The organism is Paenibacillus sp. plas6, from assembly GCF_057221655.1.
Genome location: NZ_CM170151.1, coordinates 890,894 through 904,136 on the forward strand (window position 1 = coordinate 890,894; position 13,243 = coordinate 904,136).

The window sequence follows — 13,243 nt, forward strand, 5'->3', positions numbered from 1 at the left end:
CTTCCTGCTTACATTCTCATCGTCAATTCATTATAGATAACGGTTACAAACTCTACGATCTGCTGAACAAGGCTAAAAAATAGCAAACATAAAAATGCTATAAATCCCATTGCAACAATTGTTAATAAAGATGTACCAATTGTTTTAGCAGGTGTAAATTGATGTACCGTCATCGTTCCAACGAATAGAAGGAACACAAACCATATTGTGGCGGCTCCTGTAGAAAAATAATAAAAAGCTGTTTCTTGAAGTGAGATTAAATTGCTGAGCCACACCCATGGAAAATTGATTAGGACAAGAGGTATAAGAGCAAAGCAGGTTGAGTTGAATATTTCGATAAATTTTCCTTCTCCGTCCATTAATGTAGTGAGGGACCAGTTGGCGATGCACCATAGTAAAATTGGTGCAACAACATAGATAGCTTCCATAAAACTATTCATATAGTTGGGATTGTACAAATTAACCAAAAAACCGCTGTATTGACGGCTTAAAATATTAGTTAGCGTCATTAGAAACAGAATTGCGAACGAAATAATCAAGCTTTTTTTTGGACTTCGATCATATTTCAATTCCCAATAACCATTAAAAGGATGGATAATAACATATAAGGGATATTTAACCCAATCTCTGCTCATATTGCTGCCTCCTTCCTTTTAGTCATTACTTTTCGAAGTCTGTTCGCAACCAAGCAGGCAACGACAATAACAAGCAAGGAGGTCATAATTGTTGGGAAATATTGTCTCATTACTTGTTTACGATATAAAAGAAATGCTTTTGAATAATTACTCTGATCCATGCTTTGTTTGAAGTACTTCATCGCTTCTCTATAATTGCCCTGTCTTAGCAATGCCTTGCCAATTCCTGAATATGCAAACTCTAAATTTGCATTCATATTAATCGTTTCTTCAAACAATCGATATGCTGCTTCCTCGTCTCCGCGATAATAACTTCTAATAGCTTCATTTAAGACTCGTCCGTATTCAGTCGTCTTAAACACAGTAATTTCTCCAAGTGCCTTATCGAGAACTAGGAAGTCATCTCCGATACGTTCAATTGCTGTTGGCGTATGGAACTCCCCAAGCTGGTTGCCTAATCCTCCAAATACATACATTAAATGTCCATCTCCGCTATAAGTAAAAATCCGACCTCTCTTAGAATCCAGGACTGAATAAATTTCACTATCACTGACATCAATATCAATCATTCTTGATGGACCAGTATCTATTGTATAAATAATGTCACCTTGAGGATTGAAGTAACCCGTTCTTCGTAAAATATCATTGCCTTGAGCATTGAGCTTCTTAATCCGATCTCCCCACATATCTCCGTTGGTTGCATAAATAAAGCCATCATCATCAATATCAAGATTAGTAAACTCTGTCGGAGTAAACATTATCATTTGTGCACGCTGGGCACGTGTAGATATTCGCTTCCAAAAATACTCGATTGGATCAACGTAAACACGATTCGCTCCAATAAAAGAAGTGAACACCCCGTCAGTATTAAATTCCATAAATCCGTCGAATACCCCTAACGACATTACATAAATACGTTGCGCTTTATCCATCACAACTCGAACTGGCTGAAATTGAAAGGTCGTCTGCAGCAATTCAGATTCTGGAGACTCTATAATTTTTTTTATATGAAAATTCGCATCAAGATGCACTACTCGTTGATTTCCTGTATCAGCAATGATCATCTCATTATTTTCTGATACAAATATTCCTTGCGGGTTATTCAATGTGTCCTTTTCTCCCCCATTGTCAAATGAATCAATGATGTTAACAACTTCGAACAACTTATTCAAAATTACAATTCGATGATTACCAGAATCTAACACATAAATTTGATCATCCTTCGAAACATAAATATCGCTGGGTTCCTTAAATTGTCCAATCCCAAGGCTAACTCCGTCGATTAAGGAGGCTGCTTGATAAGCTGCTGGAGCAGTTACTGCATCTCCCCAAAAAGAATAATTATAAGAGGATTGCCCGCTATCAGCGTGTATTATCCCTTCGCCAATTCCAAAGCATAAAACACAGACTAACAAGGCAATAAGAGGCGTTTTTACTTTATTTATATCTTTCAGCATCTTCATAGCCTCCTTAATCCTTCATACCAGAAGTTGACATTGTTTGAATAACACTGCTTTGAGAAATTATGAATAAAGTAACCGGTACAATCATTAATAGCAATGCAACTGCGGCACCTACCCCTGCTCTTGCAATTCCTCCTTGGCTAATCTGCCCTAATGCATAATGCAGTGTTTTTAAGTTTTCGCTGTAAATAAAGTTTCCTCCGTCGCTGCCCCATAACGCAGGAAATTGTAAAATCATAAGCGTTAACCATGCTGGCTTTACATTGGGCATGACGATAGACCAGTAAATTTTATATTCGCTAGCTCCATCAATTTTGGCAGCTTCTAATAATGCATCCGGAATCTGCTCCATAAATTGCTTCATTAAGAAAAGTCCTAACGAAAATGCCAAGGACGGCACAATAATCGACGCATGCGTATTAATCCAACCTAACCAAGACATCACCATATAATTTGGAATTGCAGTTACATGTCCTGAAAACATTAACGACAACACTACAATTTGAAACAGCGTCTTGGAGCCAGGAAAACGGTATTTTGCAAGCGGATATGCTGCTGCTGAAGCGAGCAGAATATGACCTGCAGTTCCAATGATCGTAATGAGCAGAGTATTGCCTATATAGCGTGAAAGCGGCACCCAAGAATTTCCCATTAACGCGACAAGATCATAGAAGTTTTCCATCGTTGGATTATTCACAAAAAATCTTGGCGGGAAAATAAATAACTCATCGAGCGGTTTAAATGCATTGTTAACTGTATAAATTAGCGGTAAAGCCATGAAAGCACCAAATACAGCAAGCAGCGCAAACAGCAAAAAACTAACTATAAAAGATCGATTGAGCCTTTTGGGCGTTCTGAAAGCTGCTATCATCTTCATGACCAACATCATTCACCTATCTTTCTCAGCAATTTTTGCACCAACAGGTTGGTACCGAGCATGATGCAGAATAAGAACGTCGCAATCGTAGATGCATACCCCATCTCAAACCGAATTGTGCCGTAGTCAATTAAATGTGTGACGATCGTATGCGCTGCATAGTTAACACTTGGAAAACCAGCGAGTGCCATCGAAATATCCGCTACTGCAAACGATCCTGTAATCTGCATAACAGCACCGAACATTAATTGCGGCCTCATTGAAGGTAAAATAATATACCAAAGTTCCTGCCAACGATTACGAATACCGTCCATAGCTGCAGCCTCAATCAACGTTTGATCTAGCGTTTGTAAACCAGCAATAAAGGCAAGAAAACTAGTTCCTAAGCTAAGCCATAGTTGAACAATCATAACAATATAAAGTACATATTTTTCATCTAACAGCCACTGAATTGGTTCTAGAATAAAGCCCGTCTGCATTAAAAATCCGTTTAAATATCCATAACTGTCACCTGAAAATACAATTAGCCAAATAAAAAATACATTCCCTGATATCGATGGAGCATAAAATACTAAAGTCATAAAAGCTCTAACCTTAGGAGACAGCTCATTAATAATCCAAGCAAACACAAAGCAAGCAAAATAGCTGATTGGCCCTGTAATAACTGCAAATAAAAATGTATTTTTAAGCGCAATTAAAAATATATCGTCGTTTAAAAGCAGCCTTGAATAATTTTGCCAGCCGATGAAACGCGGAAATTCTAGCATATTAAAATAAGTAAAACTAAGTATGATGGAAAATATAACAGGAATAACCGTAAACAAAAAAAAGATGATCATATAGGGTGCCATTAAAATATAAAAGTGTTTGCTCCGTTTAATATCTTTAACCAATCTAGCCCAGCGGGATAATTTTTGCGGAGGCAAGGAACTCCGTACAGTACCGGCAATTGTTTCAGTTTGCATTTGGCTTCCACCTCCTGTTTAATTAGGTAAATTAAACTCTTTGCGCTTAAGTTTAATTTCATCATTGATATAAATGATATAGTCTGATAACGCCTCGCGAGGATTTTCGCTTGCATTAACTACTTTTCTAAACGCATTGTCTAAATGTCTGCCAGTGAAATATCCTCCCGGAACTTGCGGAATACCTTTAACCCACTTCCACTGACTTTCCAAATTATTGTAATCCTTGACTGGCCAAGGCAACTCTTCTAAAGCCTCAATATTAGCTGTTGGATAGCGTGCTGCCTCACCCATTAGTCCTTCCATCTCACGTCCGTAGGCAATCTGAGTATCTTTATTTGTCCACCATTTCATAAATTCCCACGCTGCATTTTTAGAAGTAGAATTTTCTAACATCATAACAGCAGTGGTATGACTGGCTACTGAATGATTAATTGAACCATCCTCCTGCAACGTTCCCGGAACAAGCGTAAAATCCCATAGACCTTTAATCTCTGGAGCCATCACAGTTAACAAGTTATACGTTGTATAATCAGCAATCCCAATAGGCATTTCTCCGGTTCGAAAACGATTAGCAAAATCAGCTTTCAACGGAAACTTGTAGCTCGTATAAAACTGCGTCCATCTTTTAAATGCTTCCATCGATATTTCTGAATCTAAAGCACTTAATGTATCGTTATTACGATAAAATTGCCCGCCATTTTGATATAACAACATCGAGAATGTTGCATTAGGCACTAAACTTGCATTGGTATCTTCAATTGGCAAATAAAATTCCATATTATGCTTTTGCAATATCGAAATCATGTTGTAAATGTCATCCCAAGTTTTTGGAGGCGATATTCCTAATTCCTGCAAAATATCTTTACGATAAAACAGCATCGGGAAAGTCTGCTGTTCTGGCAATGCGTATACACCGCCATTATATTGGTAAGGCTCCAAGCCGCTTTCACGGAATCTTGTAACTACTTCATAGAAGTCATCAAATTTTGATAAATCTGCTGCAGCTCCACGCATAGCATAGTTAACCGGTGTTTCCTCTCCTATTTGCATCGCAACATCTGGTCCTTCTCCTGCCAGAGTAGCTGGTAAAAGAATTCCTGCTGGAACAAGTCTTAATTTTACAGAGATTCCGGATTCAGGTGTAAATGATTCATCAATAAGCGCTTTCAATACTTGTGCTTGATCTCGACCTGTCGTAATCCATACTGTAATCGATTGATCTCCTTCTCCTGTATTGCCCACACTGTCATAATCTTCGGTATATGAAGCAATAAAAGCACCAACCTCATGGTTAATGATTTGGAATAGATTCGCTTCCGCTTTTGGTAACTTGTGACCAGGTGAAGAGACGATAATATAATCTAATGACAACGGTTGCTCTTTTACAGTAAGAATCCATGTTCCTAGTCCGCCAACGTTGACTTTGTACGTATCTAAACGATTTGGAACAGTCTCAGGATATTCTACTAATTCTTTTAACTGACGAACCATCGTATGAAGCACTGCTACCTTATCACTTCGCTCACCTGTTGTTTTCTCAAGATAATCAGCTACGTTTTGGATAATTTCCGCTTGTTCAGCAAACACCTCAACCATATCAGGGATTCGCTTTTCCAGCTGATAATCTCGAAATGGATCTGGGTTATTTGAAGTAATCATTAATATTTTTCGATACATTTCGTTCAGCTTTAGCACACTGGACTCAATTGTCTGAATAAGTGGAGCTAAATCTCCTAAAGACACAATCATGCGAAGTTTATGTTTACCTTTTGTAAGATGAAACAAATATGGTTCATCTCCGCCAAGTACATTCATTTTCCAATCTCTAGAGAAATCGAAGCGCACTTCCTTCAATTCTTGAAATGGATATTCACCGTCAATCATTATGCTTCTTGTAGCATATACACCGCGCAATTGATTTTGTTTTTGCTTTAATGCAATCTGATATAAGCCGTCCTCTTCTACCTCGAATTCCCATTCAAGCCATTGCCCAGGCAGCTTCCAATTCGTGCCCCCAATCGTATTAATTCTTATTTTGGACACATCATATGGCGTTACAGTAGGACTTGAACGATCAGAGACCGGATATAATGTCGGAGAAGATTTGAAATTCGCATCTTCGGCTTGGATTAGTATATATTGATCCTCAACAGGCTTAATGCCTTGAGATTCATATTCCCTTTTTACTTCTTCATACTTTTTCAACTCTTGTTCCTGATAGAGCTCGATATAATCAATTGCCATAGGCTCCCGCAGAGCAGTCAAAGACAATCTTTGGTACCCTTTTTCAAAGTAGAAAGAATATGGTTCATCATAGTAACCATTTCTGTCCTTAATTGAGGTCAGTTGCCAAGCTGGCTTCTCTACTTGCCTCGGACGAATATCATTCCCTCTATCATCCTGTTGAATGTCATCATCTCGATTGCCCCATAGTCGGTCAAACAATACAATATCTGCGCCATTAAACGGCACATCTCCGTTTATCGTGAGCTGTCTTTCAATTGCAGAACTTTTTCCTTCAAGCGGATAATAGTGAACTCTTATGTTGTACAAACCAGGCTGATCAATTGGTACATCCCAACCAATGCTGCCAGAATCGGGTGTAATAACAGCTTTACCATCAAGTCCTGCAAATCCATCCACTACCTCAAAGCCGTTTCCAATACTTTCTGCGAACGCCTCACCTTCGATTCGTATCGTAGCTTCAGGACGCTTCGCAGCAGAATATTTTTCAAGATAGAGTTTATATCCATCTTGCTCTGTCTCATTTGTAACCGCTTCAAAGTTTGCCAACGCCTGAACATGTAACCTTTCCTCCGTATCCGAAGGAAGCAATATCCAAACGATAAGCAGTAAGGCAATGACTAACAAGGCGATGACATACTTTTTCTTTTTTGTATTCAAAAGGTCTCCCCTCCTGCAAAAAGCATCTAGAATTTAATAACAGTCCCCATTATAGAGCGGCTCCTAATGGGGACTGTCCGTCATTACCTTTTAGTTTTTACTGACCGTATACCTCGTCAATGGCTGCCTGGAACTGTGCTTTATATGTCTCAATTACTGTTGATACCGATGTTCCATTGTTAATTTCACCCAAAAATTCCCAGTAAGGCAAGCTAGGGAATGTATTATGATCAAATACAATCATATTCGGTGCAACCAAACGAGCATTGTTAATATCATCCTCAGTTGTAAATAATGACTCGTACCAGCCTTGATCCGGATAATCATAAATCGAATCAATATCGTTAATTTTCTCCCAAATATAGAGGAGCTGTTCAGGGTTGCTAACCGATTTAGGGATAGTTAAAGCTTGGAATAGCGCTTCAGCTGAATGATATTCCGTTGCATTCGGACCTTTTGGGAATGGCACAAACCCAAGCTCATAGTCTGGCATATCGTCCTTGAAACCACTAAACTCCCATAACGCACCAGCATACATTAAGGTGTTGCCTTGACGGAAAAATTGTCCTGGCTCAGTCCAGTCTCCGCCCTCTGTTGGTCTAGCAATTTGTTCAGTTGCTATTCTTGATTGAAAATTAAGTGAATCAATCGTCGCAGGATTCTCAAGATTTTGCTTATTTCCAAGAGTTAATTGAGTGTTATTGGAATAAAGTGCATGTTCGAGAATATTGGTATTTGCTAATCCCCAAGTATCGAGCTTACCGTCATTGTTCGTATCTTTGTTCGCATCTTTAGCAACTTGAATAAATGTATCCCAATTCCAATTATCTTCATCTACATATTCCTGTAACGGTTTTAATCCCAATTGATTCATAAGTGTTTTGTTGTAGAATATACCTTGCACTAAGTTAGCTTGATCCTCACTAAAGCCGTAACCTCGGCCTTCATACGTATAATACTCATTTGTAACTTTTTGATTAAATGCATTAGCATTTTTCGTATATTCATCAACCGGCCAGAGCAAATCTTGTTTCACTAATGACGGTACCGTATATGTTTTACCTAAGCGGACAATATCTCCAATTGGCTCACCCGCTAGTAAAGATGCGGTTACCTTCTGCTGATATTCACCATAATCTATTGAGACGTATTCGACCTTGAAGTTGTGTTTTTCCATTAATTCTTCTAGATTTTTCTTTCTTTGAATATTGTCCGGATTATCTTCAGGTATTGTCATATCCCACCAGGATACGATTTTAATGGTCTTGCCGCCTAAGTCGAAATCCATCTCAGGTGTTCTGTAAATATCATCTTCCTCTTCGACATTGACGGCTGTCTCTGCCTCGTTATTCACATTGTTTTGGTTAGAACCGCCATCGTTTACACTACTGTTTGTCGCAGATGGTCCGTTACTAGAGCCGCTGCAGGCAGCTAATACTAGCCCCATTGCGCATAATAATGACATCAGCTTAACGCGCATTTGCTCAAATCCCCCTTAACAAATTTGATTACACCACAAAGTTTAGCGCTTTCATTCTAAAGCAACAACCTGTCGAAATTCAGATGTTATACCCGCTAAAATATAGAATTTCGTTGTACGGAACACCACACTTTCACTTATCAGGTGGGGATAGTACGATACGCCCTTCTTCCATTTGAACACGTACTTTATTGCTATTTTTAAAGCCACTTGTATTTAAGTAATCTGCTGGGATTTGCAATCTGCCTGCTTTGTCAATGACAGCATATTCAATATGACTGTCTTGTTCGATACTTGTCAGCTCCGCATCCAATTGTGCCAGCTCTTCGGCATAGGATACACGTCGAATCATTTCCGTTGATGTTTTACCATCTCGAATTTGGACTACACGATCCACCTTTTTGGCCAGCAATGGATCATGTGTTACGATCACAATTGTGAGCCCAAGCATTCGATTCAAACTGCGAAATAAATCCAAAATATGATTTGATGTTTTTGTATCAAGAGATCCGGTTGGTTCGTCAGCAAGCAGCAACCTCGGTTCATTGGCAAGCGCAATAGCGATCGCAACACGCTGTTGTTCCCCTCCTGACAATTCAGTAAGGCGATTTTTCATTCGACTTTTTAGCCCTACTGCTTCCAGCAACTCCATTGCTCGCGCACGACGTCGATTACCTTTTAACAACATTGGCAATTCAACATTTTCCAAGGCTGTCAAATAAGGAACTAAATTTCGAGCATTATTTTGCCAAACAAACCCTACTGTCTCCCGCTTATATTTAACAAGCTCTTTTTCGCCAAATGCCAACAAATCTTTACCGTCTACGTAAAGCTTGCCTGCCGATGGCTTATCAAGCCCTCCCAACATATTGAGCAATGTTGACTTGCCGCTTCCTGAATTACCGATAATCGCCATAAGTTCTCCAGTCTCAACTTGCAGATCTAGTCCTTGCAAAGCAAAAACTTCTAAATCAACAGTTTTATATATTTTCACAAGCCCTTCACACTGTATCATCATTTACTCCTCTCCTAGCTTCAGCGCCGAGGCAATTCTAGTCCGAGACAATCGATAACTGATAATCATCAAACCAATCATTAGCATAACGCCAACGATACTAAACACTTGCATATAATCACCTAACTCATATACGATCTCAAAAGGCGGTACTTGTTCGCTTGTTGCAAATGATATTTCAAAGAGAGGTACGAATAATTCACTGGTCAGATTCCCAATCATCATTCCAATTAGAACTGCTGCAACAGAAGTTAATAACTGTTCACAAACTAGCATGCCGATTATATGTGAAAAAGGTAATCCCATCGCTCTAAACACCCCATATTGCAGTGTTCTCCCCGATAGGGTAAGCACCCAGAAAAGTAGAAAGCCAAAGAAGCTGATCATCATAGATATAACAAATCCAAGCGTCATTACACCGTTAATCGCTAAACGAAATGGATCGTTTTTTGAGGTAATTAGTTGCTGTCTCGCGTCCTGCAGACTGGCAACCTTTAAATTCTTCTCGCTCAATTGCTCGTATATGGATTGACTAGTTACTCCTTCCTTGAGCTTAAGCCATACTTCATAAGGCTCAATCGCAAGCCGATTTTGGATTGTGCTAAGATGTCCTACTATTAGATGTGGCTTTACAGGCTCCCCGTTCTTTTCATTGTTTTGTTTTGGAAGAGGGTTCCAACTAGGCCAGTAGTCAACAACACCATAAACAACGAATTGTGCTTCCTCTAGTCCATCCCAAGTAATGCGAATGTTATCCCCTGCCTTTAGCTGAGCATCCTCTGCAAGAGATTGTGAAATGAGCACCGATTGTGGATTCGATGCCATTAAATTTAAGTAATGATTAATGTGATAGTCCAACAATCTATTTTTCATCCAAGCGGTTTCTCCGAATTCCAGCGTATGAATGCCCATCAGCTCTGTTTTACCGCTCTTCCCGCCAGGGACAATATAGCGAACATCGGATTTTTTGAACACTTTAGCTGTTGCTTGGACTCCTTGAAGTTCCTTAAACGGCTGAAAGGCAGGTTCGGTGTATTGAACTCGGCTATTTTCTGTATAATCAATCTCTTTTTGCTGCTGTAAAGCTGATAACTGTCCCGACGAACTCATATTACTAGGCCATCTTGTTGTTAACACAATATCGGCACCAATGTTATATTGAATTTTACTGTCCATATTATCGTTGATCGTTCTTGCCGCGTTGGCACTGAATAATCCAGTCGCTACTGTAATAATCAGAAACACTTTAATTGTTAAATATTGACCTGATGAACGACTGATTTGAATTAGCGAACTATAGAGCGCTGGCGACCACCATTTTCGCCCAGCCCAAAATATAAATCTTATCAGATAAGGATATAAACGAAGTAAAAGCAATCCTCCTCCTAAAGCAAACAAAGCAGGAATAAAGAACAATAAAGGTTCCAGCTGTAATGCATCGGAGTCAAGTGCAAGTCGTTTTAAATCTTCCTGACGACGATTGAAATTGTATAGCAAATAAACAGACACCCCGATAAGAATGAAATCAATCCCAATTTTATGCCAAATTGGCGTTTTATCCATTCTCGCCGATAGTTGCTTAAGATTCACTATGCTTGCTCGAGTCGCCAAAAATGCTGGAACTAATATAAGCAAGATTGCGCCTCCTACAGCAACTGCTGCAATTTTGTAGGCATCACTCGACATACTAATACTAAGCGAAGTGCGCTGTACAAATTCTAGAAATCCATTGGATGCTCCCAACACTTTCGTAAATGCAACTCCTAAAAAAGGTCCTATTCCTAACGCAGCAAGACCGAGAATGAGACTTTCGCAAATGTAGACAAGCATAATTTGCAGACGACTGGCGCCGCGGCTTCTTAATACGGATATTTCTGTTTTCTGACGTTCAATGATTAAGTTAGCAACCATAAACAAGTAAAAGGCAAGCATCAGCATAACCGGTGAATATAGAGACAACATTAAAATATCAAGCTTTTCTTGCTTACCTTGATAGGAAGCTATCGTCTCGGTCGCAGGGATATTTACCTCCTCCATGCCTAAACGTCCGCGAAAATAACGTTTTATCTCCGTACTTGCTGCAAAAAATTGCTCAATTTTATCAACTGAAAGCTGTTCATAATTCAACGCATAGCGCCAATCTAATTCTGTTATTCTAGCTTTCCCTTTATTTACAAACTCGCGTTCAAATTGTTCGAAAGGAATTAGCAGACTATCCGATGACTCCGTTGTCAAATATGGAAGATAAGAATCTCCCTCTACATTTGTCTCAATAATTCCTACTGGAATAACACGATATTTAGTTTTATCTTGTTCTGCTGACTCTACGATTAACTCCTCTCCTAGCCCGCGTTTTACCGCAAATAGAAACTTCTGTACTACAAGTGCTTCAAATACGCCATCTGTGCGATCGACAGGCATTCGCCCTTCAACTAGACGAACTCGCTTCTCCATATCAGATAAAGATATAAAATTACCTGCTGTTTTTTGTGACTGTATTTCCAGCTCAGTAGCATCAGCACCATATATTTTCATTTTCTGTGTAGTCCGCTGCTGATAGAATGAAAGCACATCCAACCCCATTTTATTTGGTATAGTATTGATAAATGTATCTGCCTTAGCAATTGCTGCTGCGGTTTTCTCATGATCTTCAGATGACGAGATAGTTGTTGCGACACGAATATAGCCAGGAACAACTCCGCTCTTTTCTTGTATCAGTTGAAGCTCCTTTTGCAATGTCCGATGCATAATCGCTTCAGAATAAAGAGGCATTGAGCTAAATAGCGCTACACAGATTGTTAGACCAAACCATAAATTTAACTGCAGCCATTTATTTTTTGCCATCTTGCGGAAGATCATCGTCCACAAGGTCATACGTACACCCCATTTATGTTGATTATTATTTACTCAGGATGACCTTTTGGCCTTCCTTCAAACCTTGAATAACTTCTACCTCAGTCGGGGTTACTAAGCCGACTTCAATATCAACTTCCTTACGGCTATTTTCTTCCATAATTTGTACATAACTACGGCCCATATAAGATCGAATAGCTGATCGCGGCAATACGATTACATTTTCTCGACTCTGTAGTTTAATCGTAAGTTCTGCACTATGACCAAATTGCACATCATCTGGTGTTTCTTCCATGCCAACGATAATGGTAACCGCATTTCGCTCCTGCTTAGCATTATCTGAAGATAGCGGTACATTAGAAGGAGATTGAAGCACTCTTCCTTTATACTCTTTACCTCTATACTTCAAATCCACTGGCATCCCAACTTCAATTGAAGAAAGTTCAGCCGTATTAGCAGCTACATAAGTCAACTGCAAGTTTGATGGATCAGCAATACTGACTATTGTCTCGTATGGATTGACAAAGTCTCCAACATTTAATGACTCAACAAAGGTTACAATTCCTGAAATGGATGCACGTAACTGAGAATTCGCCAATCGTTTTTCCATAGATTCCAGCAGCTTTTTTTCTCGCTCAAGATCAATTTCCCGCAAACGAAGATCAACTGCGCTGGCATTTTCCTTTTTAGCTTGCTTAAAGTGAATACTTGCCCGCTCCACATTTAATTTCTGCAACTCAATCTGAAGCTCAAGATCGCCTGTTTCAAGCTCAACGAGCAAATCCCCCGCTTTTACTTCATCTCCTGCCGATACACTGATTGCTTTCAGCCTTCCGCCCGATTCTTGAAATGAAAACGTCTCCATTTTTGAGAATACAAAATTAGCCGTTCCTTTGAGATAGGTTTGAATATCCCCTCTCGCAACCTCGATAAACTCCAGCTCCTCTTCAGTCGGTTGAATTAGCGGCGGCACAAGTGTATTCTCCTCCACTGACAGTAACGAGCAGCCTGTCAAGATAACTGATATGGCTATCCCCATTATCAAGTA

At 39.4% G+C, this 13,243-nt stretch carries 9 protein-coding genes; all 9 read right to left on the reverse strand.

Going from position 1 to position 13,243, the window contains the following annotated elements; all coding sequences use genetic code 11:
• Window positions 1-8: 8 nt before the first annotated feature.
• The gene (locus AC2TDL_RS04055; RefSeq protein ID WP_484698930.1) at window positions 9-635 is read right to left on the reverse strand and encodes a YIP1 family protein; all 627 of its coding nucleotides are present in this window, start codon (window positions 633-635) and stop codon (window positions 9-11) included.
• Window positions 632-2,092, reverse strand: a complete 1,461-nt coding sequence (locus AC2TDL_RS04060; protein ID WP_484698931.1) for a hypothetical protein — start codon at window positions 2,090-2,092, stop codon at window positions 632-634. Before AC2TDL_RS04060 ends, AC2TDL_RS04055 begins: the two co-directional genes overlap by 4 nt.
• Before the next feature lie 13 nt (window positions 2,093-2,105).
• On the reverse strand, window positions 2,106-2,975 hold the full coding sequence (locus AC2TDL_RS04065) for a carbohydrate ABC transporter permease (RefSeq protein ID WP_484698932.1): 870 nt from the start codon (window positions 2,973-2,975) through the stop codon (window positions 2,106-2,108).
• A gap of 8 nt (window positions 2,976-2,983) precedes the next feature.
• Complete coding sequence (locus AC2TDL_RS04070) at window positions 2,984-3,940, reverse strand: carbohydrate ABC transporter permease (RefSeq protein WP_484698933.1); 957 nt, start codon at window positions 3,938-3,940, stop codon at window positions 2,984-2,986.
• A gap of 18 nt (window positions 3,941-3,958) precedes the next feature.
• Window positions 3,959-6,847, reverse strand: a complete 2,889-nt coding sequence (locus AC2TDL_RS04075; RefSeq protein WP_484698934.1) for an extracellular solute-binding protein — start codon at window positions 6,845-6,847, stop codon at window positions 3,959-3,961.
• A gap of 97 nt (window positions 6,848-6,944) precedes the next feature.
• Window positions 6,945-8,327, reverse strand: coding sequence for an ABC transporter substrate-binding protein (locus AC2TDL_RS04080; protein WP_484698935.1), 1,383 nt, complete (start codon window positions 8,325-8,327; stop codon window positions 6,945-6,947).
• 133 nt (window positions 8,328-8,460) lie between these two features.
• Complete coding sequence (locus tag AC2TDL_RS04085) at window positions 8,461-9,342, reverse strand: ABC transporter ATP-binding protein (RefSeq protein WP_484701033.1); 882 nt, start codon at window positions 9,340-9,342, stop codon at window positions 8,461-8,463.
• A 3-nt stretch (window positions 9,343-9,345) separates the two neighbouring features.
• The gene (locus tag AC2TDL_RS04090; protein WP_484698936.1) at window positions 9,346-12,216 is read right to left on the reverse strand and encodes an ABC transporter permease; all 2,871 of its coding nucleotides are present in this window, start codon (window positions 12,214-12,216) and stop codon (window positions 9,346-9,348) included.
• Between the two features lie 25 nt (window positions 12,217-12,241).
• Window positions 12,242-13,234: an efflux RND transporter periplasmic adaptor subunit gene (locus tag AC2TDL_RS04095; protein WP_484698937.1), complete on the reverse strand. Its 993-nt coding sequence runs from the start codon at window positions 13,232-13,234 to the stop codon at window positions 12,242-12,244.
• Between the last annotated feature and the right edge of the window lie 9 nt (window positions 13,235-13,243).